Origin of the sequence: Raineya orbicola, assembly GCF_002843425.1 — a bacterium.
GTDB lineage: Bacteria > Bacteroidota > Bacteroidia > Cytophagales > Thermonemataceae > Raineya > Raineya orbicola.
Genome location: NZ_NKXO01000002.1, coordinates 84,982 through 109,845, shown reverse-complemented (window position 1 = coordinate 109,845; position 24,864 = coordinate 84,982). Strand labels below are relative to the sequence as shown.

Sequence of the window (24,864 nt, the reverse complement as noted above, 5' to 3'; positions counted from 1 at the left end):
ACCAATTCAAGGCTTTAATCATACGCTATGAAACCAGAGTAGATACGTGGGTAAATTTGTTAATTTTATCCTTTATGGTCATTTTTATCCGAAGAATTATCAAAAAAAATAAATCCTAAACAACCTCAATCAGAAAAATAGTTTTGCACGAAATTTGCTTAAAGATTTTGCAACTTTCTCGTTTTTCTCTCATTTTTGTTTTTTACGAAGTAATCGCTATTTTTGAAGCCCTAAAAAAATCGGTGTGCTTATTGAGTGTTTTTACGAAAACGGCTAATTAAACTTTTACAAATTGTTACGTCAAGGCTTACATTTATGGATAGTAGGCAGTGTGTTGTTTTCGCTTTGTATATGGAGCGGCAACCCCTCTGCCCAATATGATAGCAATTACAAGGAATGGACTTTCCCTTCCATTCCCCAAGATACCCCCAAGTATCAGAAAAGTCGTTTTTCTACTTATCAATTCCCTGATAGACGTGGAGACCTTTTCGGCTCGCACCGTACCAAATCCATTTTAGACCTAAAACCCTCTAATCTAAAAACCAACTTCAAAGTAGATTTAAACGACACTGCCCGCAGTTATGTAGTAGAAGAAAAAATTGGCGAGTATGACTACCGCCCCCCTTCACGTATTACACGCAAAGACTTGGATTACTTTCAAGATTTAGAAATAAACAAAAAATTTTGGAAAATCAACGGAGCAAACGCATCAGAAGAAACCGCTACGCAAAACTCTCGCTTCAATTTCAAGCCACGCATTCCGATTGGAAGCAAACTTTTTGGAAAAATCTTTGGAGGCGATGCCGTTGAGTTCAAACCCAGTGGTTTTGTAAATTTAGACTTTGGCTATAAAAGACAAAATGTGGCTAATCCTGCTATCCCTGCCGATAGACAAAGCAACGGTGTTTTTGATTTTGACCCCCACGCTAATTTCAGCGTAACCGGTAAAATAGGCGACAAACTTTCTCTCAATACCAGCTACGACACCAAAGCCAGCTTTAATTTTGAAAATACCTTTCGCGTGCAGTATAAAGCCTATCCCGAAGAGGCTCTGCAAGATGTAAAATTTGGGAATGTTAATTTTTCACCGGGAGTAGCTCTCATTCAGGGAAGTCAAAATTTATTTGGTATTCGCACAGATTGGCAATTTGGAAAACTCAGAATGCAAAATGTTATTGCTAACCAACGCTCTACTGCTGATGAAATTCGTTTGCAAGGCGGTAGGCAAATCCGCCGTTTTGAAATCCGAATGACCGACTACGAAGAAAACAAACATTTCTTGCTTTCTCATTTTCATCGCAAACGCTATGAACCTGCTCTGGCTACTATGCCTACTATCAATTCAGGCATTGTAATTACAAGGGTTGAAGTGTATGTAACCAACCGAACCAATAACACCCAAAATCTTCGTAATATTATTGCCTTTTTAGATTTAGGTGAAGCTCAAACATATCGCAATGCTTTGCCTTTCGTAGGTGCAAACCCTAACCCTAATTTCCCTGCAAGCAACCAAGCCAATAACCTTTTTGCAAATATCGCTAATAACGCCTCGGTACGTAACCCCCAAACTGCCGCCGACTTTTTAGAACTGCAAGGCTTACGGCGTGGCACTGATTTTGAAGTTTTACGTGCCGCTCGCAAACTTGAACCCAACGAATTTTACTTTAACCCTCAATTAGGCTACATTTCTTTGAATACACCCCTGCGTAATGACGAAATTTTAGGCGTTTCTTTTGAATACACTTTCAACGGACAGCAGTACAAAGTAGGCGAACTTTCCGATGATTATGTGAATCGTTCCCAAGACGAGGCTATTTTTTTGAAAATGTTGCGTCCTTCTACTATTCGCACCGATTTGCCTTCTTGGGATTTGATGATGAAAAACATCTATTCACTCGGAACTGCTCAAATCCAACAGCAGGGCTTTCAACTCCGAATTATCTACCGCGATGATATTTCAGGATTAGATAACCCCGCCCTGCAAGAAGGAGAACGCACCAAAGATGTTCAACTTATCAAAATTTTTGGTTTAGACCAACTTAACCCACGAGGCGATAGAGTGATAGACCAACAAGGAAATGCCGTTAAAGACCGATTCAATAGAGCTATTGGCGATGGAAATTTTGACTTTGTAGAAGGCATTACTATAAACGCCCAAAAAGGCTTACTCATTTTTCCCGTATTAGAGCCTTTCGGCAGAACCCTACGCAATGAGTTCAACCCTGCCACAGAAGCTAATTTGATTGGCAAATATGTTTTTCAAGAGCTTTACACAGGCACACGCAACGATGCCCAAAACAACTTTGCTACTAAAAATAAATTTTTTATCAAAGGACAATACGAAGGCACTTCCACAGGAAACACGGTATTTTTACCCGGTATCAATATTGCCCAAGGCTCGGTAATTGTAAAAGCAGGAGGCGTACCGCTTACCGAAGGCACTGATTATCAAGTAAATTACTCCACAGGACAAGTAACTATCACCAACGATGCCGTTCTCAATTCAGGCAAAGAAATTACCATTAGCTTTGAAAAAGCCGATTTATTCAACTTGCAAGTTCGCAACTTTTTAGGCTCTCGCTTTGAGTATGAAGTAGATAAAGACCTAAAATTGGGCTTTACTATTGCCAATTTGCGTGAGCGTCCTGTACTTACACGCGTAGCTATGGGGCAAGAGGCTATCAATAACACAATGATTGGTTTTGATGTAAAACTCAAACGCGATTCTCGCTTTCTAACGAAACTCACTGATGCCTTACCCCTTATCCAAACCAAAGAAAAATCCTCTATTCAGTTTGATGCCGAAATTGCTCAAATTCGCCCCAATGCGGCACGTCTGAGCGGAGCAGTTTCTTATATTGATGATTTTGAAGGTTCTCGTACGCCTTTTGATTTAGGCAATACGGCTCATTTACGTTGGAAATTAGGCTCTACCCCACGCCGTATTCTTGAACAACAAGGAACGCTCTCCTCGCCTTTGGAATACGCTTACCGCCGAGCCAGAATGGCTTGGTATAACGTGGATAATTCTATTTTTTACAACGCTTCTCAAAGACCTTCTAATATTTCTGCCACTGACCTTGAAAATCACTATATGCGGGTAGTAGCTCCCCAGGAGATTTTCACTAATCGGCAGTTTGAAAACATTGCAACTAATCAAAATCTTTTTGAAATTGCCTATTTCCCTGACGAAAGAGGTTCATTCAACTATAACCCCAACCTCACCCCCGATGGCAAACTGCCTAACCCTACTCAAAATTTTGCTTCTATCACAAGAGCCATTACGCAAGAAGTTGATTTTGACAATGCCAACATTGAATACATTGAGTTTTGGCTACTTGACCCCTTCATTTCAGGCGAGCGTGGGCGGGTGATTGTCAGCGGCGACCAAGGCGTCAATAATACCACAGGCGGTGATTTATACATCAATTTGGGTAATATTTCAGAAGACATAATGAAAGACACCCGTCATTTTTTTGAAAATGGTTTGCCCGAAAATGCCGAAAGTACCGCCAAAGACCCAACAGCTTGGGGTTTTGTACCCAGAAATCAATTTCTGAATAATGCGTTTAGCAATACACCGGGCGTAAGAGCTTTACAAGATATAGGTTTAGACGGCTTACGTAATGCAGAAGAAAACGAATTTTTCCAAAACTATCTCAACAGCCTCCCCCCCGCAGTACGTAGCCAAATAGAAACAGATGTTTCAGCGGATAATTTTAGGTTTTATTTAGACAGCGAATACAATACTCGCAATGCTAAAATTATAGAACGCTACAAATATTACAACAATACCGAAGGCAACTCACCCGAAAACACAGGCGGACAATTCACGCAAGCGGCTACAAACTTTCCCGATAACGAAGATTTGAATACCGATAACACCATTAGTGATTTGGAGGAATATTATGAATACCGAATTTCGCTTCGCCCTTCGGATTTGGTAGTAGGGCGAAATTATATTGTAGATAAAGTGGAAGTCAAAGACCCCAAAATTACTAAAAACCAAGATGTAGTTACTTGGTATCAGTTTCGCATACCTGTACGAGAATTTACTGAAAAAATAGGCAATATCAATGGATTCAAATCTATTCGCTTTATGCGTTTGTATATGACAGGCTTCCAACAGCCTGTGGTACTGCGTATGGCACAATTCCAAATGGTTGCTAATCAGTGGCGAAGATACTTGGGAGATTTACGTGATAAAGGCTTACAACTCCCCCCTGAACCCTACAACCCCTCTTTTGTAGTTTCCGTGGTGAATGTTGAAGAAAATGGAAGTCCTGCTACAGGGGTTATTCCTTACGTCATTCCACCCGGTTTTGTGAGGGATAGAGATATTACCACTATCAATAACCGTGAGTTCAACGAGCAATCTTTGCAGATTTGTGTAGATGGCTTGCAAGATAGAGATGCCCGTGCCGCCTTCAAGAACGTAAATCTCAATATGCTTTACTATAAAAGGCTTTCTATGCCTATTCACGCTCAATCATCAGACAATAACATTCAAGACGGCGAACTTTCAGCAATTGTGCGTTTGGGTACAGATTTTAATGAAAATTACTACGAAATTGAAATCCCTCTTACTTTCACGCGTTTAGCCGAAGTGCAAACTGCTCCTACTTATGAGGCTCTACAAAGAATTATTTGGAAGGCTGAAAATGAATTAGATATTGCTTTGGAAGATTTGGTAGAAACTAAAATTCAGCGAAATAATACCTTTGGCTTTCGGAATAATTTGTTTGTCCCTTTTACAAGACAAGTAGGTAGATACAGAGTTACAGTGGTAGGTAACCCTGATTTGAGCACGGTATTAGTATTGATGCTCGGAATTAAAAATCCAAATCTGCCCAACGACGACCGCCGTCCTAAGTCGGCTTGTGTGTGGTTCAATGAATTACGAGCCATAGGTTTTGACCGCACCAATGGCGTTGCCGCCAATGCCCGCCTGATGTTCAACCTTGCCGATTTTGCCCAAATTCAGGCTTCGGGGGCTATTCGTACCGCTGGTTTCGGACAAATTTCCCAAAAAGTTTCTGAACGCCAACTCCGCAACGACTGGGAGTTTGATACACAAGGCACTTTCGCTTTGGATAAATTCACCCCTGCTAAATGGGGCATACGCTTGCCTATCTTTTTGAGCTATCAACGCAAAAACTCTACCCCTCTCTTTGACCCCTTTGACCCTGACGTAAGAGTAAAACGCTCCTTGGAAAAGTTTGCTAATGACGGCGAAAGAGAGTTTTTCAAAAGTCTTATTGAAGACCGAGAAACCCGCCGAAGCATCAATTTTACGAACATTCGTAAAATGAAAACCAACAAAGAACGTAAAACAATGCCTTGGGATATTCCGAACTTTGGCTATACTTGGTCGTATTCGGATATTCAGCGGAGCAGTCCGTATGTGGCAAGTTATTTACAACAAAATTGGAAACAAAGCCTCACTTACAACTATACACGCGAGTTCAATTACATTGAACCTTTCAAAAAAAGTAAAGCCAAATGGCTTCAATCACCTTGGCTGAAATTTATCAAAGAAACCAATTTCAACCTTCTGCCTAACAATTTCTCTGCCCGAGGAGATTTGGATAGAACTTTCATTCGTACCCAACTGCGTTCAGGTGATTTCAGAGTGGAAAATTTTGAACCCTTCTTTGAAAAATTCTATAACTTCAACAGAGATTACAGCCTTCAATGGAATTTATCAAGAAATCTTACTTTCAGTGGAAATGCCCAAGCCCAAGCTATTGTAGATGAGCCTTTTGGAGAACTAAATGCACCCGGTAGCAGACAAGCCGTGCAAGAAAATTTGCTCAAATTAGGACGTATGAAAGATTACTCCCAACGCTTCAATATTGCTTACAAATTGCCTTTGGATAAGTTTCCCATTACCGACTGGGTAAATGCCAATTACACCTACAATGCCAACTATCGTTGGACAGCCGCCTCACTGGGATTAGAAAAAATCTTGGGCAACAATATTCAAAACAACCGAGAGCAAAGTCTGCGTACTACTGCTGATTTTACCAAACTTTACAACAAAGTGAAACTACTCAAAGCCGTAAACGAGTACAAACCTGCTACCAAACCCACTCAACCCAAACTGAGCAAAGCAGAACGCAAAAAACAAAAAGAAGCAGAACGCAAAAGACGAGCCGAAGAAAAACGCCTCAAAGAACTTGAAAAGAAAAAAGCTAAAGAGGCTAAAAAACAAACCAAAGATAGCCTGCAAAAAGATACTTTACAGAAAAAGCCAAGCAAAACCCCTAAAACCAAACCTACTTCAAGAAATAAAAACCAATCCCCACAGGTTAGTCCTGTATTACGAAGCGTCCTACGCCTTTTAATGAGCGTGAGAGGTGGAACTTTCAATATTTCAAGAAACGAAGGCACTATATTGCCCGGTGTAATTGGTAACCCTCGTTATTTAGGACTTACAGATGGCTGGGGGGCACCGGGTTGGAACTTTGTCGCAGGTAGCCAAAATCCTAACCAACGTTTTGATTTTGTAAATAGCGGTTGGATGGTCATTCCGCCTGATACAAGCCTGATTCAGAACAACCCCTTCCAACAAAATCGCACCCAAAACATTAGTTTTACGCTCAATATTGAGCCTTTTACAGATTTTAGAATTACCCTTGATGCCAAACAAGTTCGCACCGATAACTACCAAGAAATATTCCGTTTTGATACCCTCAATAAGGTATATGCTTCGTTTAGTCCTTACCGAAATGGTACTTTTCAAAGTACAATTATCTCTTGGAATTCCGCCTTTGCCAAAGATAATAGCGTAAATTCTGAAACTTTTAACCGCTTCATTACAAACTTGGACAAATATCAACAACTTTTCACTGCCCAAAACCCTAACGCTATCACAGATAGCTCTTATCGCAGACGCTCCCAAGATGTACTGATAGCGGCATTTATGGAAACTTATGCAGGACAAAAAGCAGGCAGTTCGGCGTTTCCTCGCTTTCCTTTGCCCAATTGGCAAATAGATTACAATGGTCTGAGCAAATTATCTGCGTTCAAAGATATTTTCACCAGTTTCACTATTAGCCACAAATATAGCTCCGAGTATCGCATTGGCAATTATACTTCGGCTTTGGAGTACCAGAATACGGCTCTTTTACAGCTCAATAATGATTTTGGTAGCTATGTTCAGCCTTTTGCACTCAATGCCAATGGCGAACTTGTACCTATTTTGGTGCTGGGGCAAGTGCAAGTTTCGGAGCGTTTTAGCCCTCTGGTAGGTATCAATGCTCGTACCAAAAGCGGTGCAAACATTCGTTTGGATATTAACCGAACTCGTGAAATAGGCTTGAACTTGGCAAATGCTCAAATTACTGAAGCTCGTAGCAATGATGTTGTTATCGGTATCGGTTTTGATAAGAAAAATGTGCGTTTGCCTTTCCGAGATGCCGAAGGGCAAAGGGTGATATTACGCAATAATATGAATTTCCGTGTAGATTTTACCATTCGTGATAGCAAAACCTTCCAAAGACGTATTGATGAGGAAACCGTCATTACTTCAGGAAATTACAACTTCCAACTTCGCCCCAACATCACCTATAAAGTGAATAACAACCTGACTACTTCCTTTTACTTTGAAAGACTTATCAATACACCCGCTACTACTCTTTCTTTCCCAAGAAAAAATACCAACGTGGGTTTCCAGTTGAGGTATAATTTTACGGGTATGTAAAAAATAATTTTTCAAAATGTTTATGATTTTTTTTGTTTTTTCAAAAAAAAAATATAACTTTGCTAATTAACACATTTTGCGTGTTTTTATGAATGAAGCACTATTAGCAAGGCTAAATCTCTTAGAAAATAAAGTTCGTGAATTGGTTGAAAAATACAAGCTCATTCGTCAAGAATGTGCATATCTTTCAGAGGAAAATTTGACTTTGAAAGAAACAATAAAAAAACAAAGCTTGCAACTAAATAATCTTGAAAACCAATATAAAATCAGTAAACTTGTAGCCTCTATTGCCCCTGATGCCGAAAGTGCCGCAGAGTTGAGGGAAAAAATAGACGCTTACATCACCGATATAGACCGATGCATTGATTTTTTGAGCAAATAAACTATGGATTATAAACTACCCATTCGCCTCAAAGTAGCCGATAGAGAGTACCCTATGCAAGTAGATGCCGCCGAAGAGGCTATGCTGCGTAGCGTGGGAAGGGAAATCAATACGGCTCTCAAATACTATCGTGAGGAATTTGAGGTGGATAACTATCAGGATATGCTTGCTATGTTTGCCATAGATTGTATGATGGGCAAAAAAAATATAGAAACCTCCAAAACAGAATTGGAGAACATTGTCCTGCAAAAAATCAACTCTATTGAAGAAATGCTCAATTCGGTGTTGTAGCTCTCCTTCTGGCTTGCTTTTCGTGCTCAAAGGGTGATTTAGGCTTTTCACCTAAATACCTTAATTTATGGAATTTATCTATATCGTTATTACCGCCGTGGTATCACTGGTAGCAGGGATTGCTATTGGTAGATACATCTTACTTAAAATTTTCGGTAGAAGAGAAGAAGAAATGAAGCAAAAAGCCTCTATGATTATTCAAGAAGCTGAAACCAAAGCCGAAGCCATACGCAAAGAAAAAGAACTCGCCGCCAAAGAAAAGTATCTTGAGCTCAAAAATGAGTTTGAACAAGATTTGAACAAGAAAAAAACACTCCTTCAAACCAACGAAAATAAGCTCAAACAAAAAGAAGCGGAACTCAAAAAACTTGCAGAGCAAATCAAAAAACGTGAAACTGAATTAGAAGTTTTAGAAAAACAACTGCAAGAGCAAAACGAAATCGCTCAGAAAAAACGTGAAGAGGCTGAGAAATTACGCCTTTCGCAGGTAAAGCAATTAGAAAAAATTGCCGAAATGACTGCCGAAGAAGCAAAAGCCCAGCTTATTGAGTCGCTCAAAGCGGAAGCTCAAACACAGGCATCAAGCTACATCAAAGAAATTGTAGAAGAAGCCAAAGCTACTGCCGCCAAAAAAGCCAAAAAGTTAGTGATAGAGGCTATTCAACGTAATGGCACTGAATACACTATTGAAAATTGCGTTTCGGTGTTTCATATTGAATCTGACGAAGTCAAAGGTAAAATTATCGGTAGAGAAGGACGCAACATTCGGGCTTTGGAAGCCGCCACAGGCGTTGAAATTATTGTTGATGATACCCCTGAGGCAATCATTATTTCTGGTTTTGACCCTGTACGCCGTGAGATTGCTCGTTTGGCTTTGCATAAGCTCGTTGCCGATGGCAGAATACACCCTGCCCGTATAGAAGAAATTGTTGCCAAAGTGCAAAAACAAATTGAAGAGGAAATCGTAGAAATTGGAGAACGCACCGTGATTGATTTAGGCATACACGGTATGCACCCCGAACTTGTCAAGCTGGTCGGTAGAATGCGTTTCCGCTCTTCTTATGGACAAAATTTGCTTCAACATTCCAAAGAAGTAGCTAATTTGTGTGCTATTCTTGCTTCTGAACTTGGCTTAAACGTAAAACTCGCCAAAAGAGCAGGATTACTACACGACATCGGCAAAGTAGTACCCGATGAGAAAGAATTGCCCCACGCTATTCTGGGAATGGAAATTGCTAAAAAATACAAAGAACACCCCGAAGTTTGCAATGCCATTGGAGCTCACCACGACGAAATTGAAATGACAACGCTCATTGCTCCTATCGTACAGGCTTGTGATGCCATTTCAGGCTCACGTCCGGGAGCAAGAAGGGAAATGATGGAAGCCTACATCAAACGCTTGAAAGAATTAGAAACACTTGCTCTTTCTTTTGAAGGCGTACAGAAATGTTACGCTATTCAGGCGGGCAGAGAGCTACGCGTGATTGTTGATGCTGAAAATGTAACCGATGAAAAAGCTAATATGCTTTCTTTTGAAATTGCTCAAAAAATTGAAAAAGAAATGCAGTACCCTGGACAAATCAAGGTTACCGTTATTAGAGAGATGAGAGCTGTGAATTTTGCGAAATAATACTTATTTATGGGGCTTCGCCGAAGGCGAAGCCCCATAAAATATCACCCTTTTTACTTATCTTCTAATACTTTCTCTGATTCATCAATTTTTGGCATATCGCTACTTTCAGGTTTTGGCATATCAAATTCCTTTTCATAACGCTCCATTTCTTTTTTGCGGATTTCCTCTGCTTTTTTAGCCATATCTATAAGCACCATCAAGGCGTTTCGGCTCTTATCGGTCATATTCACGGTGATAAGTGTTTGATTTTTCTTATTTTTCACTTTGTCGGAGGTAAAAAATACACTTTCAAAAGGAAAATTTGAACCATACACCTCACCAAAAGCCGATTCTTTGTATTGTTTAGAATTGACAAGGGCATTAAAAAAAGGTTTGCCAATATAAATTACAGAAGCAAAAGAGGTTGCCTTTTCTACAAGCTCGCCTTTTAATTTACTTTCGCCTTTATTGATACCTTCAAAGAAAGATTTATTGAGCGTAATATAAGCAATATTTTTCTTTACTGCAATGCCTCCAAAACCTTGTAGTTCATAATTATCGCCACTTTTACGAATAACACCCTGAGCTCGTTTGTTTAGAATATTCATTACTTCCTCAAAAGCAGATTTATCTTTAATACCCAAAGAAATTACAAAATCCACGGGTATTTCTTGGGCAAACAAATTAGCATCAAAATTTACTTTTTCAGTTACTCCAAAAATTTCTCCTGTAAGAGCTTTGGAAAGAAGTTCTCCGCTCAATCCTGCCTCTTTAAGGTTTTCATCTACTTCACCTGCTACACCTTTTTCTTGCAAAAATTTCCAAATACCCTCCAAATTCAAGGCTATGCTAAAACCTGTACTTGCCTCTGTAAAAGGAATATTTTTTACTAAATCATCTGAAATGTTTTTACGGGCAATTTGGTCATTCATTTTTTGCATATAATCATTGCCCGAATAGTCTATGGCGGTTGTGATTTTGCCCTTTTCAAAGTTAAAACCCAAGACCATATAAGTATCTTTGGTATCTGCTGCCATATTCAAAGCCAAAGCCGCCTGCATATTACCTTGTGTGCCTGCTTTGCTGGTCTTATCGGCATCAATCCACATCAAAATATCATAATTTTTTCCCAAAGCCTCCTTAAAAGATGCATTACTAATAAGACTTTCGTTCTCTTTCATTGAAAAATATTTTTTCATATCTTCATCAGAAGGTTTTTCTGAGCGTAAGAGAGCTATTTTACCTTGCCAAGCCACTTTGTTTCCATTGCTGAAAGTTGCAATTTTAATTTTATCCTTATCGTTGATTTCAGGCTTTTTTTCACCTGTTTCTTTCCAAAAAGCATCATCTTTCAAGAATTTCAAAAACTTTTCTTCATTATCCAAAGCAAAGGCAAGCCCAGCGGTAGGCTTATCTTTTTCTACATCTACCAGAAAAACATAGGCACTATTGAGCAAATCAATGCCCGAATCCAAGAATTTTTTAGCTGTTTTTGAATTTTTCTTGGCTTCCTCGCTATCTTGCCCCATATTTTTCAAGTTTTCTTCGCTTACGAGTTCCTGCAAAGAAATAGTCTTGCTCGTGAGGCTTTTCATATCCACCTTAAACACAATACCTGCATCTTTGGGAACGAGTTTGCTATGTTCAGGGGTAGATGATTTTTTACAGGAAGCTATCAGAGCCACTGCCCAAAACAGTAGGGCTGTGCGAAAAAGATTTCGTTGTATCATAATTTTAATTTTTGAGGTTGATTTTCAGCGGTAAAAGTCTTAATATTTTGGCTAAAATCCAAGAAAAACTTACATTCTTTCAGGCACTTCAATACCCAAAAGATACATTCCTTGTTTAATGGTTTGGGCTGTTAGCTCGCATAAAAGCAAACGAAATTGCATAGCTTCTACGTTTTCTGCTTTGAGAATAGAACACTCGGCATAAAAAGTACTGAAAATTTTACAGAGTTCATAAACGTATTGAGCCAAAATATAAGGAGCGTATTTTTCTACGGAATATTGTAAAGCATTGATGTATTCAGAAAGTTGATACACCAAACTTATTTCCAAAGGGTGCAAATCTGTATAATTTTCCCAAGAAGCATTTGTATCATTTTCTTGTGCTTTACGCAATACCGAACATATGCGGGCGTGTGTATATTGGATAAATGGGGCGGCATCGCCTTCAAAACTTACAGACTCTTCGGGGTTGTAAAGCATTTTCTTATGGGGGTCTATTTTGAGCAAGAAGTATTTCAAAGCTCCTAAACCTATCATTTCAAAAAGTTTTTCTTTTTCAGTTTCCGTGAAAGTACCCTCTGTACCTGCGGATTGCATTTTTTCCAAAGTTTTGGCTTTAGCCAAACTAATTACCTCTTCAATCAGGTCATCGGCATCTACTACGGTTCCCTCGCGAGATTTCATTTTGCCTGTGGGTAATTCTACCATTCCGTAGCTTAAATGATACAAACCTTCGGCATAACTTCTGCCTAATTTTTTGAGAATAAGAAATAGCACCTTGAAATGATAATCTTGTTCATTACCTACTACATAAATCATTTTATCCATTTCTTGATGCTTGTAGCGTAAATCAGCAGTGCCTAAATCTTGCGTGATATACACCGAAGTTCCATCGGCACGCAAAACGAGCTTGTGGTCTAAGCCCTCAGCAGTGAGGTCAATCCATACCGAACCATCTTCTTTCTTGTAGAAAATTCCTTTTTCTAAACCTTCTTGAATAATATCTTTGCCCAGCAAATACGTATCCGACTCGTAATAAACACTATCAAAATCTACGCCCAATTTAGTATAAGTAGCATTAAAACCTTCATACACCCAGCTATTGAGCTTTTTCCATAGCTCAACTACCTGCTTATCTCCTTTTTCCCACTTTACAAGCATTTCTTGGGCTTTCTGAATAGCTTCGGCTTTTTTTTCAGCTTCTTCTTCTTTTGCTCCTTCGGCTATAAGTTTCTGTATTTGCTCTTTGTAGAGTTTATCAAACATTACGTAATACTTGCCTATAAGATGGTCGCCTTTCAATCCACTGCTTTCAGGAGTTTCGCCATTGCCAAAAAGCTCGTAGGCAAGCATAGATTTGCAAATGTGTATGCCTCTATCATTGATAATTTGCGTTTTATGCACCTTATAGCCAAATGCTGAAAATATCCGAGAAATTGAAAAACCTAAGAAAATATTACGCAAGTGTCCTAAATGTAAAGGTTTGTTAGTATTGGGCGAAGAATACTCTACCACAACTTTTAGGTTTTTATCAGGCAAAGAGAAATGTTTTTTTTCTGAAAGTTGTTTAGCTACTGAAAGCCAAGCTGTTTTTTTCAAAGAAATATTCAAAAATCCTTGCACAGCATTAAATTTTTCTACAATAGGGCATTTTTCTACTAAAAAACTCCCAATTTTTTGGGCTATATCAGCAGGCTTTTCACCGAGTTCTTTCGTAAAAGGAAATACCACCAAAGTATGCGTACCTTCAAACTCCTTTTTAGTAGCTTGCAAAGTGATATTTTCAACTTTTTTTCCAAAAATTTCTTGAAAGGCTTGTTGTATGGAAGCACTCAGAATTTCATTGATATTCATAGCATTTTTTTGCTTGCAAAGGTAAGAAAAAATTTAGCCCAATCAGAAATTTTTAGATTTGCTTGCGTACAGCCAAAATTTTGGTAACAATTTTTTAGCATTTGCCAAACAGAAATTGTATTTTTGCAAAAAAGGCTTAACTATGGCACAACAACTATCTTGCTCATTTTGCGGAAGGACAAAAAAAGACGGAGCATTTCTCATAACAGGCGTAAAAGCAAATATTTGCGAGCAGTGCGTAACACAAGCTCACGAAATTGTAATGGAGGAGTTTAAGATTTCCCGCAAACAATTTCCCGCCAAGCCCAATTTGCTTAAACCTGTGGAAATTAAAAAATATTTAGACCAATACGTAGTAGGACAAGACGATGCCAAAAAAGTGCTTTCCGTAGCGGTCTATAACCATTACAAAAGAATTATCCACACCGAAAATCGTCAGAAAGAAGAAATTCAGGTAGAAAAGTCCAATATCATAATGGTAGGACGCACAGGTACAGGTAAAACGTATTTGGCTCGTACACTTGCCAATCTTTTACAAGTACCCTTTGCTATTGCAGATGCTACCGTTTTCACAGAAGCGGGCTATGTTGGCGAAGATGTAGAAAGCATTTTATCAAGGCTTTTGCAAGCCGCTGATTTCAATGTAAAAGCCGCCGAAAAAGGTATTGTGTATATTGATGAAATTGATAAAATCGCTCGTAAAGCCGATAATCCTTCCATTACGCGTGATGTAAGTGGTGAAGGCGTACAACAAGGTTTGCTCAAACTTTTAGAAGGCTCTATCGTGAATGTACCCCCCCAAGGTGGCAGAAAGCACCCTGAACAAAAAATGACACCCGTCAATACTGAAAACATTTTGTTTATTTGCGGAGGGGCTTTCGATGGCATTGAGCGTATCATTGCTAGGCGTATGAATACCAATCCTATTGGCTTTACAAATGAAAAAAATAACTTGGTTCAAGATACCGAAGACCTTTTACAATTTGTAACTCACCAAGACCTCAAAACCTTTGGGCTTATCCCCGAACTTTTAGGACGCTTACCTGTGGTTACAAGTTTAGAACCTCTTTCACGCGATACACTTAAAAAAATTCTTTACGAACCCAAAAATGCTCTTACCAAGCAATACCAAAAACTTTTTGAAATGGAAGGCATTTCGTTAGTTTTTGAGGAAAGTGCTTTGGACTATATTGTAGATAAAGCTATTGAACTGAATTTAGGAGCAAGAGGTTTGCGTTCTATTTGTGAAGCTATTATGAATGACGCAATGTTTGAATTGCCTTCACAAAAGGATATCAAAGTTCTTGAAATAGATGCCGACTACGTCGCCGAAAAATTTGAAAAATCCAAACTTGCTAAGTTGAAAGTCGCTTAATTCTCATCTGCAAGCCATAATTCCAATGTTGTGGGAAATTTTTAGGCAAATCAGTCAAATTTCTTTGGATAGTATGCGTAAAAAATTAGTGGTACTTTCAGGAGCGGGCATTAGTGCCGAAAGTGGTATTCGTACTTTCAGAGATACAGGCGGATTATGGGAAAATTACGATATTTTAGACGTAGCCAGCCCTATGGGTTGGGCAAAAAATCCTGCTTTGGTGCTGGATTTTTACAACCAGCGACGCCGCCAACTTTTTTCCGTAGAACCCAATGCAGGACATAAAGCCCTCGCCGAACTAGAAAAATATTTTGATGTAGTAATAATCACCCAAAATGTTGATAATTTGCACGAGAGGGCAGGCTCTACAAATGTTTTGCATCTTCACGGCGAATTACTTAAAGTCAGAAGTACCTTAGACCCTAATTTGGTGTATCATTGGGAAAAAGATTTGCATTTGGGCGATAAGTGCGAAAAGGGTTCTCAACTGCGTCCTCATATTGTCTGGTTCTACGAAGAAGTACCAATGATGGAAGTTGCCGCCATAGAAGCCCAAACTGCGGATATTTTTATGGTAGTGGGAACTTCAATGGTAGTGTATCCTGCGGCAGGGCTTATCAATTATGTAGCTCGCGAAGTACCTAAATTCGTAATTGATGTAGAACAACCTAATATTAACCTCAATTACTACCATAACCTTACTTTTATTCAAGAAAAAGCAGGAGTGGCTCTCCCCAAACTTGCCCAAAAACTCATTGAAACGTATGCAAATTAGGAGGCAAGAGACAAGAAGCGTGAGACAAAAGACAAAGGAATTTACATTCTTTATAGTAGCTTTTTTGTGTATTGCGGGAATTGCTTTCGCTCAAACACCCCAAAATTATCCACTTAATTTGAGAAGTTTTGATGAAGAGAAAGTCAAGCAACTCAAAAATAACCCTGAATTTGACTACACCGAAGATATTGACGAATACAATAAATACGACCGCGATTGGCAATGGAAACAATGGCGTTATGAAGAACATCAACGCAACAAAGGGCAAGACGATTGGAAAGTCAAAAAGTTTCGTGAAAGAGAAATTCCCGAGTTTCCTAAAATTACTTTGGGAGAAAGTTTTATTTATGTTGCCATTACCATTTTAATTATTTTCCTGATTTTAATGCTACTTGGCTTTGATATAAAATCTTGGTTTGCACTGAATAAAAAAGTTGAAAATGAAGTAATTACCGAAGAAAATTTAGAAAATGTTACACAAAATCAGATAGAAAGTCTTTTACAAAAAGCCATCAGTCAAAAAAACTACAATCAGGCTTTGCGATATGCTTATTTGAAAGCATTGCAACTGCTTGCAAACAAAAACCTAATAGAACTTTCCAAACAGAAAACCAATTGGGATTACCAAATAGAATTAAAACAGAGAAAAGCCTCTCTTTCAGAAAGTTTCAAAGATATTTCAAGAATCTTCGCATACATCAAATATGGCGAGTTTGTAGCTTCCCAAGAGCATTTCACTACACTTTATCCCCGTTTTGAAAGTTTTTATCAGAAAATTTGAAGTGCTTTTCTATGGCTTGCACTGCCGAAAGTAATCTCTGTTCAGCTTTGCCTTCAATGAGTTCATAAGGAAAATGTAGTTTGCGTAAATAAAACTCATAGAGCTTATGAATTTCTTTTCTTTTTTCCAAACTCGGTTGCTCACGCAATACATCATATTCCCAAGGTAAATCGGTATTACAAAGCAAGTACAGGTCAAAATTTTGTTTGGATAGGTTTTCTGCTATCCAAGAATGATGCCTCCCAAACACATATTCGCACCAAATATGCGTAACTAAAAGCTCGGTATCTACAAAAATTATTGGTAATGAAGGGTTTTGGGCAATTGCTTTTGTGATAAGCCTCTGCTGACCTTGGGCAATGGTAAGTACGTCATCAAAAGTATATTTTCTATCCAAACGAGTCAGATACTCACGAGCATATTCACGCACCCAAATCGTTTGATAGTGCTTTGCTAAATTTTCAGCGAGAGTGCTTTTGCCTGTCGCTTCTACTCCTACAATTGCAACTTTGAACATTACATATTTTTTTACATTTGCAATGTAGCATTTTTTACAAAAAAAACGTTTATTTGCAAAAATCTACTCCTATGAAAAAGCGACTGATTGCCGCCGCAATGTCTTTGTTTGGAGGAACTTGGGGCGTACATCATTTTTATTTAGGAAATTTTGGAAAAGGAGTACTTTCGGTCATTTTTAGTTGGACGGGCATTCCTACCATTATAGGACTTGTAGATGCAGTTAAATTTCTTACAATGACCGATGAACAATTTGACGTAAAATACAATTTTGAGGAATACAAAAAGAAAATTATTGAGGAGGAATTTCGCAAGAACCTATTTCATAAAGATATAGGCAGCGAACTTGAAAAATTAGCCCAACTGATGGAAAAAGGATATATTACTTTTGAAGAATTTGAACGCCGAAAAGCTAAACTTTTACAATGATGCTCAAATGGAAACTAATGTTTAACTCTATGCCCATTGCCTTGGGAGTAGTGGCTTTGAAATTTGTTTTGGTAGAAATTTTAAATTTTGCAGGTTGGGTAGAACTGAGCGATATGGCTTTGGTAATTAGTGCAGGAGTGTTTTTGATAGGCTTTATGCTTTCAGGTACTCTTGCCGACTACAAAGAAAGTGAAAGAATACCCGGTGAAATTGCTTCGGCGTTGGAAAGTATAGAGGAAACCTGCCTTAATTTGGCTGAAAAAGTAGGTTATCCGAAGGAAAACGTCTTGAAATACTGCCAAGAAATGGCTGTTTGCATTGATAACTGGTTTTTGAAAAAAGCCTCTGACGAACAGATGTTTGCTTCTCTACAAAATTTCAACAACTTACTCAACGATTTGGATAAACAAGGGGCTACCCCACCTGTACTCGCAAGAGTTTTTAATGAACTCGCTACCCTTCGCCGAACGCTTACACGTACAGGGGTGATTTCACGCACAGGTTTTTTGGCTACAGGCTATGCACTTTTGGAAGTGCTTTTGGTTGTTATTTCAGCCACTATGCTCATTATCAAATTCAAAAACTTAGTGGCAATGGGCTTAGTGGTATTTTTTATTACACTCGTGTATGTGTATATGTATCGCCTCATCAAAGATATTGATGACCCCTTCGAGTATGTGGAAGGTAAAGAAACCGTTACAGAAGTAGCTCTTTTCCCATTACACGAATACATCGAGCGATTAAGCAAGCGAATATCATAAGCATTATGAATTTTACAATTTCTCAAAATGAAAAAATAGCTGTTTGGGCATTGGCTTGTGTAACTTTCGGATTTATTGCCTATTGGTTTATTGCACAATCTCCATTCTTAGAAAAAATTTTTGAAAAAAAGTACAAACCTCGTGAAAAAGCTATTTATTGGGTGGTATTTCAGAGACTGGTGGGAGCTATTTTTTTAGGTATTTTGCCAATGATAGCTATGAGCTTTGGTGCAAAGTTCTTTCCAAACCAATATGGTGATGTATTACCCACAAGTAACTCTACTGGGTGGTGGATAGCGGGGCTTTCCGCTTTAATTTTGCTTATCAATTACCTAAACGCTAAAAAGCCTGATAATTTAGCTATGTATCCACAAATTCGCACCAAAGAATGGACAACTGCTACTTTTATTTGGGAATATAGCACTTGGATAGCATACTTGTATGCGTATGAACTGCTTTTCAGGGGGATTTTGCTTTTTGCTATTTTTCAGGCTACACAAATGGCTTGGCTGGCTACTAGCGTGAATGTAGCTATTTATGCTATCGCACACATTCCCAAAGGACAAAAAGAAGCTATCGGAGCAATTCCTTTGGGGGTGATACTTTCCTACCTTACGCTTGCAGAAGGTAATATTTGGATTGCAGTAGTCGTGCATATCATTTTAGCTATCAGTAACTCTTTTTTTTCTTTTCTTGCCCAACCAGAATATAAGTGGGTAAAAAAGTAAATAAAAATTTTCCAAAATTTTGTATATTTGAGCAACTTTGCAGATGTCCTCATAAAGAACATTTATGGACTCTTTCCCCAAAAGCAAAATTTATTTCCGTGCCGATGGCAATACAAAAATTGGCTTAGGGCATATCACTCGCAGTTTAGCCCTTGCAGATATGCTCAAAGAGTATTTTGATATTTGGGTAATGATACAGCAACCCTCCCGAGAGGTAATCAAACAAATTCACGAAGTTACGCCTAATATTATTGAATTGTCCCCAAGCGAAAATTATTTGGAAGAAGCCCGCTTCATTGCAGAAAAATACCTAACAGGTGAGGAAATAGTAGTTTTAGATGGATACAACTTTCAAACGGATTATCAGAGAATTATTAAAAGTAAAGGTGTAAAACTTGTATGCATTGATGATTTGCACGCTTGGCATTTTGTAGCAGATGTAGTCATTAATCACGCAGGCGGCGTAAAAGAAAGTGATTACTCTTGCGAGCCTTATACGAAGCTATGTTTAGGATTAGAATACGCCCTTTTGCGAAAGCCATTTTTAGAAGCCGCAAAGCAGGAGCGAAAAATTGAAAAAATAGAGAATGTTTTTATCTGTTTTGGCGGTAGCGACCCGCATAATTTTACAGAAAAAGCCCTCAATGCCTGCATAGAGGCACAAGTTTTCAGAGAAATTCACGTAGTAGTAGGGAGTGCCTATACACACTTTGCAAGTCTGAAAGATTTGACTATTCAGGAAAAAAACGTATTTTTGTATCAAAACCTCAATGCCCAAGATTTATGCAATGTAATGCAGAAATGCCAAGTAGGAATTGTCTCTGCCAGTAGCATAGCATATGAATGTTTGGCGGTGGGTATGTATTTGATAGTAGGATATTATGCTGAAAATCAGAAGGCGATATACCAAGGACTTATCAATAAAAATCACATAACTGCTATTGACAATTACATATTTTTTTCTTTTAACAAAGAAACTATTTCCAAGCAAAGTTTTCTATGTTCCAAATCTTTTCAAAACTATTTTGGAAATACGAAAAAGATTACAGAAACATTTTTAGAACTAATTGTTCATATAAGGCTTGCTAATGAACAAGACATTGATTTGTATTTTGAATGGGCTAATGATATTGAGGTTAGGAGAAATTCTATCAATCAAGAGCCTATTTTGTATAACAACCATTGCAAGTGGTTTAGAGAGCATCTAAATGATGAAAGTATCATTTTTTATGTTGGACTTATCAAGGGTATTCCATTTGGACAAATCAGAATAGATAGGAAGGGTGAATTCAACTACATCAATTATACCATAGACAAAAAGTTTAGAGGTATAGGTTTGGGAAAAATATTGATAAACAAAACTATAAATCTGCATAAAGATTTCAAATGGGTTGCTTGTGTAAAAAGTAGCAATAAACCTTCAAAAAAAATTTTTGAAAGATTGAATTTTACAAATAAATCAGATGAAGAAATAAACGGAGAACTTTACAAAATTTATAGATTAGAAACGAAATAGCCAATGCACCCTATCAACATTCAAGACCGAATAATTAGCCTCAAGCATAAACCTTTCCTCATTGCCGAGATGTCGGGCAATCATAATCAATCTTTGGAAAGAGCTTTGCAAATTGTAGATGCCGCCGCCGATGCAGGTGCAGACGCTATCAAACTGCAAACCTACACCGCCGATACACTCACGATTGATTTTAGAGAAAACGAATTTTTTATTGCCGATAAAAATTCTCTCTGGAAAGGCAAAAGCCTTTACGAACTTTACCAAGAAGCCTATACGCCTTGGGAATGGCACAAAGCCATCTTCGAACACGCTCAAAAACGAGGGATTATTGCTTTTAGCACTCCTTTTGACGAAACCTCCGTAGATTTCTTAGAGGAACTTAATGTTCCTGCTTACAAAATCGCTTCTTTTGAAAACAATCATTTGCCCTTGCTCAAAAAAGTGGCTCAAACAGGCAAGCCCGTCATTATGAGTACAGGCACAAGCACGCTCACAATGATAGAGGAAGCCGTACAGACCTTACGTGAAAATGGTTGCAAAGACATTATTTTGCTTAAATGCACAAGCACCTATCCCGCCACACCCGAAAATTCAAATATTCTTACCATTCCTCACTTGGCACAACTTTTCAACTGCCACGCAGGACTTTCTGACCATACTATGGGCATAGGCGTTGCAGTTGCCTCTATCGCTTTGGGGGCAAGGGTAATAGAAAAACACTTTTGTTTGAGCCGTGCCGAAGGCGGCGTAGATAGTGCCTTTTCGCTCGAGCCTCACGAGTTCAAAATGCTTGTAGAGGAGTGTAACCGAGCATTTTTAGGACTGGGGCAGGTACATTATGGCATTTTGGAAGCAGAAAAGAAAAGCCTTACTTACAAGCGTTCTATTTACGTAGTACAAGATATAAAAGCAGGAGAACCACTTACGCCCGAAAATATCCGTATCATTCGCCCAGGTTTGGGCTTACAGCCCAAATATTATGAAATAGTTTTAGGTAAAATCGCAAAACAAGACCTCAAACGCGGCACCGCCCTGCATTTGGATATGTTGATGTAATTGGCTATTTTTGTAAAAGGGAAGATAATTTTATTTGTATGGAAACTTTGGTAGTAGAAAAAAAGCCCACCATTAGTAAGGAAGATTTTTTTGCCTTACAAAGCCAAACCGAAAAAGTTTGGGAGTATAATAATGGTGAAATTACTGAAATCAATCGTATGAAAAGTTCAGAATTGCTTGTTATTTCAAAACTCAACAGAAAATTTATACAAACGCAGGTTTTCAAAGATTTAGGAGAACTCTTTCAGGAAGTAGACTGCTGGCTCACCGAAACCCAAATGCGAAGACCTGATTTGGCTTTTTTTACCCGAGAACAAATTTTACAATCGGCTGAAAAGCAACACCCTATCCCCGCTTTCGTAATAGAAATTATTTCTGAAAACGATAACGTAAATTACACTGAAAACAAAGTTTTAGAATACCAACACGCAGGCGTACAGGTAATTTGGCATATTTACCCCGAACTAAAACTCGCAAAGGTTATTCGTGGTAAAGAGGCTCGCTATTACGAAGGTAGTGAAATTTTTGATGCCTCACCTATTGTCCCTGGCTTTCAGATAAGTGTTGAAGAATTATTTGCTCAATAAACTATGAACAATATTGCCATTATCACAGCCCGTGGAGGCAGCAAACGCATACCTCGCAAAAATATTAAAGATTTTCTCGGAAAACCTATTATAGCGTATTCTATTGAAGCGAGTTTGAAAAGTGGTATTTTTCAGGAAGTAATGGTTTCTACCGATGATGCCGAAATTGCCGAAGTAGCTCAAAAGTATGGTGCCAAAGTACCCTTTATGCGTTCTGCCAAAAATTCTGATGATTTTGCAACTACTGCCGATGTACTTGTAGAAGTGCTTGAAGAGTACCAAAAAAGAGGGCAAAAATTTGAGTATGCGTGTTGTTTGTATCCTACTGCCCCTTTTGTTACGGCAGAAAAATTACAAAAAGCGTTTAACTTATTACTTGAACACAAGGCTGATAGCGTAGTTCCTGTGGCGGCTTTTAGCTATCCTATTTGGCGAAGCCTGAAAATTGAAAATGGCAAGTTGCAAATGAATTTTCCAGAGAACCTAAACAAACGATCTCAGGATTTGCCTCCTGCTTACCACGACGTAGGGCAATTTTATTTCTTTCAAGTAGCTAAGTTTTTATCTACCAAAAAGATATTCTCCGATTTTTCTGTACCTTTGCATGTTTCTGAATTAGAAATGCAAGATATAGACAACGAAACGGATTGGAAACTTGCAGAATTAAAATATCAAATATTTTATGGATAAAATTCAAAATGCTACTAAAAAAAACATTTTTGGGGGTGTGCTGGTAGATACTGATTTAAAAAATCAGCTAATCATTTCTATTCTATCCTATTTTTTAATATTATCAATAACCATATTCAACATCATTAGTAGAATAGGTTTTGAAATAAACCTTATACTTTTTGTAAAGATTGTTGGTTTTTCTTTATTTTTTTCTAGTTTAGGAAGTATAAATAGATTATTTTTGAGTAGGTTTAAGCACATTAATACTAATACAGCATTAGTAATCCTGCTCCTATTCTTTTTAGTCTTTTTATCCGCTTATTTACCCTCAATCCTTTCAAATATTGTTGGTTTAGCAATAGTTATTATTGGTTATTTATTTTCTATTTATATTGTTATTTTATTTGCTTATAATACAACTTTAAAAGAAATATTTTTCTTTTCGTTGGTATTTATGTTATTTTCAATTTGGGTTGTTGGTGATTTTTATAAAAATGATTATGCAAGTCCTGTATTTATAGAGAAGTTGGCAGTAGGTTTGGCGAATAAAGACCAACTTTTTTTAATTAGTACTGCACAAATGATAAAAACTTATGGTATTCCAAGTACAGGATTAGATGGACTACCTTTCTTACATTATCACTTTGGTAGCTTATATTTTTTCGCCAATATTTCAATTTTACTAAGTTGTTCTGCATCAGAACTTTATAATTACTTATATCCTATTTGCTTTTTATCACTATTTTTTAATATACTTTTACAAGTAGCTTTGCAAATTAGTAAGTATTACTCAAAGGAATTTTCAATAAGTTTTAGCAATATTCAAGGACAAACATTTTGGACGATTTTTTTTATCACCAATATTGGATTGTTTCCAACTGAAATGAAAAGATTTGTGGTTGGAGGAGGATTACATTTCTTTGCTTCTGAGTCTTATTTATTTAGTATCATTCTTTTACTTCTAACAATAAGTTTTATTTTGAATTTTTCGTTAGAGAATATATCTGTTTGGGAAAAAGTTTTTATATTTACTTTGACTATCATACTCTTGATATCAAAAATTTCTACTGGCTTTTTATTTATTCCTATAATTATTTATCTGTTATTTAGGAATAAGCAATTATTTAATCTTTCTAACATTATAATATTTCTAATAGCTATCCCTATATTATATTTTGCTTACAATTTAGTAACAGATAGCGTAAAGCGTCCGATTGAGTTATTTCACTTCATAAAAAATTACACCGACACAAATGTTTGGTACTATTTTCTACCCATATATTTTGCTCCTATCTTTGCATTTGTGTTTGTCAGCATTCTGCATAAAGAAAAGCAAAGCATTACTCTATCTTGGTCAAGTATAAAAAGCGGTAATTTTATTTTAGAAGAAGTTCTTTTGCTTCTAGCTTTCATATCACTTATTCCTGGCCTAATTTTATCTATTGGGGCTGGTGACGCTTCTTATTTTTCACAAGTTCCAAGAGAAATTGGCATTTTATTTTTAATAGGCTCCTCTCCAGTTATAGCAAGTTTTATAGAAAGGTATCAAGCTATTTCTCATAAAGTTATTTTTACATTTCTTTGTATTCCAGTATGCTTAATGTTTTTACACGTTACCTTTGCAAATGCTAAAATAGCCTTTGGTAAAGTTACTTATTTTAGATATGAAATAATCAATAGCCCTATTTCTCAATCTTACCCAAAAATACATAGTCAATTAAAAACTAATTATAGATATATGTTTTTAAGGAAATTAGACAACTTAGATAAACTTCCCTTAAATATTAAAAATAATTTAGTAGCTGTCGTACCTTCCACTGATTCAGGATATTATTTCAAATGGTTTTCTAATCAAGACGAAAAGTGGCAAAGTTCTTTTATTGTGCCTGCAATATCAGGTATATGTCTAATAGATGGCTTACCTCGTGTCCCTAAAAAAAAATATCCTTATAGCCATGGTTTAAGCTCTTACCAAAATAGAAATATTGAAAACATTAAAGGATTAAACAACAGAAAACAAACTCTTGGTTTGAGTAGTAAAAAAATAATATTTTTAGAAACATCTATATCTAGTTACTAATTACTCGGCGATGA

The 24,864-nt window shown here is 37.5% G+C and carries 18 protein-coding genes; 15 read left to right on the top strand and 3 right to left on the bottom strand.

All coding sequences use genetic code 11. The annotated features are described in order from the left end of the window. The first annotated feature begins 292 nt into the window (after nt 1-292). The 4 genes from sov (at nt 293) to rny (ending at nt 10,008) form a co-directional block, all read left to right on the top strand. Nucleotides 293-7,705, top strand: coding sequence for a T9SS outer membrane translocon Sov/SprA (gene sov, locus Rain11_RS01025; protein WP_101357466.1), 7,413 nt, complete (start codon nt 293-295; stop codon nt 7,703-7,705). 88 nt (nt 7,706-7,793) lie between these two features. After that, the gene (locus Rain11_RS01020; RefSeq protein ID WP_133121455.1) at nt 7,794-8,087 is read left to right on the top strand and encodes a hypothetical protein; all 294 of its coding nucleotides are present in this window, start codon (nt 7,794-7,796) and stop codon (nt 8,085-8,087) included. 3 nt (nt 8,088-8,090) lie between these two features. After that, nucleotides 8,091-8,378 carry a cell division protein ZapA gene (locus Rain11_RS01015; RefSeq protein ID WP_101357464.1) on the top strand — a complete coding sequence of 96 codons (288 nt, stop codon included), beginning with the start codon at nt 8,091-8,093 and terminating at the stop codon, nt 8,376-8,378. Nucleotides 8,379-8,445: 67 nt separating this feature from the next. Then, a complete protein-coding gene (gene rny, locus Rain11_RS01010; RefSeq protein WP_101357463.1) occupies nt 8,446-10,008 on the top strand; it encodes a ribonuclease Y in 1,563 nt (520 codons plus the stop codon). Nucleotides 10,009-10,061: 53 nt separating this feature from the next. Here rny and Rain11_RS01005 read toward each other — a convergent pair whose 3' ends face one another. Both Rain11_RS01005 and argS read right to left on the bottom strand, forming a co-directional pair. After that, complete coding sequence (locus Rain11_RS01005; RefSeq protein WP_101357462.1) at nt 10,062-11,720, bottom strand: DUF4836 family protein; 1,659 nt, start codon at nt 11,718-11,720, stop codon at nt 10,062-10,064. 69 nt (nt 11,721-11,789) lie between these two features. Further along, nucleotides 11,790-13,574, bottom strand: a complete 1,785-nt coding sequence (gene argS / locus Rain11_RS01000) for an arginine--tRNA ligase (protein WP_101357461.1) — start codon at nt 13,572-13,574, stop codon at nt 11,790-11,792. A 142-nt stretch (nt 13,575-13,716) separates the two neighbouring features. Between argS and clpX the strand changes: the two genes are divergently transcribed. Genes clpX through Rain11_RS00985 form a run of 3 tightly spaced genes read left to right on the top strand, consistent with a single transcriptional unit; the run spans nt 13,717 to nt 16,505 of the window. Continuing rightward, nucleotides 13,717-14,949: an ATP-dependent Clp protease ATP-binding subunit ClpX gene (gene clpX / locus Rain11_RS00995; protein ID WP_101357460.1), complete on the top strand. Its 1,233-nt coding sequence runs from the start codon at nt 13,717-13,719 to the stop codon at nt 14,947-14,949. Between the two features lie 25 nt (nt 14,950-14,974). Next, complete coding sequence (locus tag Rain11_RS00990) at nt 14,975-15,724, top strand: SIR2 family NAD-dependent protein deacylase (RefSeq protein WP_243390518.1); 750 nt, start codon at nt 14,975-14,977, stop codon at nt 15,722-15,724. After that, nucleotides 15,714-16,505, top strand: a complete 792-nt coding sequence (locus Rain11_RS00985; RefSeq protein ID WP_101357459.1) for a DUF4129 domain-containing protein — start codon at nt 15,714-15,716, stop codon at nt 16,503-16,505. Before Rain11_RS00990 ends, Rain11_RS00985 begins: the two co-directional genes overlap by 11 nt. On the opposite strand, the gene Rain11_RS00980 is transcribed toward Rain11_RS00985, so the two are convergent. After that, complete coding sequence (locus Rain11_RS00980; protein ID WP_101357458.1) at nt 16,462-17,022, bottom strand: AAA family ATPase; 561 nt, start codon at nt 17,020-17,022, stop codon at nt 16,462-16,464. The genes Rain11_RS00985 and Rain11_RS00980 overlap by 44 nt on opposite strands. 71 nt (nt 17,023-17,093) lie before the next feature. Between Rain11_RS00980 and Rain11_RS00975 the strand changes: the two genes are divergently transcribed. The 8 genes from Rain11_RS00975 (at nt 17,094) to Rain11_RS00940 (ending at nt 24,850) form a co-directional block, all read left to right on the top strand. After that, nucleotides 17,094-17,450 carry an NINE protein gene (locus Rain11_RS00975; protein ID WP_101357457.1) on the top strand — a complete coding sequence of 119 codons (357 nt, stop codon included), beginning with the start codon at nt 17,094-17,096 and terminating at the stop codon, nt 17,448-17,450. Continuing rightward, on the top strand, nt 17,450-18,211 hold the full coding sequence (locus Rain11_RS00970; protein ID WP_101357456.1) for a hypothetical protein: 762 nt from the start codon (nt 17,450-17,452) through the stop codon (nt 18,209-18,211). Before Rain11_RS00975 ends, Rain11_RS00970 begins: the two co-directional genes overlap by 1 nt. Nucleotides 18,212-18,216: 5 nt before the next feature. Continuing rightward, nucleotides 18,217-18,939, top strand: a complete 723-nt coding sequence (locus tag Rain11_RS00965; protein ID WP_101357455.1) for a CPBP family intramembrane glutamic endopeptidase — start codon at nt 18,217-18,219, stop codon at nt 18,937-18,939. Nucleotides 18,940-19,003: 64 nt separating this feature from the next. Next, complete coding sequence (pseG, locus tag Rain11_RS00960) at nt 19,004-20,455, top strand: UDP-2,4-diacetamido-2,4,6-trideoxy-beta-L-altropyranose hydrolase (protein ID WP_101357454.1); 1,452 nt, start codon at nt 19,004-19,006, stop codon at nt 20,453-20,455. Nucleotides 20,456-20,458: 3 nt separating this feature from the next. Beyond that, on the top strand, nt 20,459-21,511 hold the full coding sequence (gene pseI / locus Rain11_RS00955; protein WP_101357453.1) for a pseudaminic acid synthase: 1,053 nt from the start codon (nt 20,459-20,461) through the stop codon (nt 21,509-21,511). Nucleotides 21,512-21,549: 38 nt separating this feature from the next. Then, a complete protein-coding gene (locus Rain11_RS00950) occupies nt 21,550-22,098 on the top strand; it encodes a Uma2 family endonuclease (protein ID WP_101357452.1) in 549 nt (182 codons plus the stop codon). Nucleotides 22,099-22,101: 3 nt separating this feature from the next. Next, nucleotides 22,102-22,788, top strand: a complete 687-nt coding sequence (pseF, locus tag Rain11_RS00945) for a pseudaminic acid cytidylyltransferase (RefSeq protein WP_101357451.1) — start codon at nt 22,102-22,104, stop codon at nt 22,786-22,788. Continuing rightward, a complete protein-coding gene (locus tag Rain11_RS00940; RefSeq protein ID WP_101357450.1) occupies nt 22,781-24,850 on the top strand; it encodes a hypothetical protein in 2,070 nt (689 codons plus the stop codon). The genes pseF and Rain11_RS00940 overlap by 8 nt, the downstream gene beginning before the upstream one ends. Nucleotides 24,851-24,864 lie beyond the last annotated feature (14 nt).

Coding starts and splice junctions, on each gene's coding strand:
- Rain11_RS01020 (WP_133121455.1), top strand. CDS start 7,794: ATGAATGAAGCACTATTAGCAAGGCTAAATCTCTTAGAAAATAAAGTT.
- Rain11_RS01015 (WP_101357464.1), top strand. CDS start 8,091: ATGGATTATAAACTACCCATTCGCCTCAAAGTAGCCGATAGAGAGTAC.
- rny (WP_101357463.1), top strand. CDS start 8,446: ATGGAATTTATCTATATCGTTATTACCGCCGTGGTATCACTGGTAGCA.
- Rain11_RS01005 (WP_101357462.1), bottom strand. CDS start 11,720: ATGATACAACGAAATCTTTTTCGCACAGCCCTACTGTTTTGGGCAGTG.
- argS (WP_101357461.1), bottom strand. CDS start 13,574: ATGAATATCAATGAAATTCTGAGTGCTTCCATACAACAAGCCTTTCAA.
- clpX (WP_101357460.1), top strand. CDS start 13,717: ATGGCACAACAACTATCTTGCTCATTTTGCGGAAGGACAAAAAAAGAC.
- Rain11_RS00990 (WP_243390518.1), top strand. CDS start 14,975: ATGTTGTGGGAAATTTTTAGGCAAATCAGTCAAATTTCTTTGGATAGT.
- Rain11_RS00985 (WP_101357459.1), top strand. CDS start 15,714: ATGCAAATTAGGAGGCAAGAGACAAGAAGCGTGAGACAAAAGACAAAG.
- Rain11_RS00980 (WP_101357458.1), bottom strand. CDS start 17,022: ATGTTCAAAGTTGCAATTGTAGGAGTAGAAGCGACAGGCAAAAGCACT.
- Rain11_RS00975 (WP_101357457.1), top strand. CDS start 17,094: ATGAAAAAGCGACTGATTGCCGCCGCAATGTCTTTGTTTGGAGGAACT.
- Rain11_RS00970 (WP_101357456.1), top strand. CDS start 17,450: ATGCTCAAATGGAAACTAATGTTTAACTCTATGCCCATTGCCTTGGGA.
- Rain11_RS00965 (WP_101357455.1), top strand. CDS start 18,217: ATGAATTTTACAATTTCTCAAAATGAAAAAATAGCTGTTTGGGCATTG.
- pseG (WP_101357454.1), top strand. CDS start 19,004: ATGGACTCTTTCCCCAAAAGCAAAATTTATTTCCGTGCCGATGGCAAT.
- pseI (WP_101357453.1), top strand. CDS start 20,459: ATGCACCCTATCAACATTCAAGACCGAATAATTAGCCTCAAGCATAAA.
- Rain11_RS00950 (WP_101357452.1), top strand. CDS start 21,550: ATGGAAACTTTGGTAGTAGAAAAAAAGCCCACCATTAGTAAGGAAGAT.
- pseF (WP_101357451.1), top strand. CDS start 22,102: ATGAACAATATTGCCATTATCACAGCCCGTGGAGGCAGCAAACGCATA.
- Rain11_RS00940 (WP_101357450.1), top strand. CDS start 22,781: ATGGATAAAATTCAAAATGCTACTAAAAAAAACATTTTTGGGGGTGTG.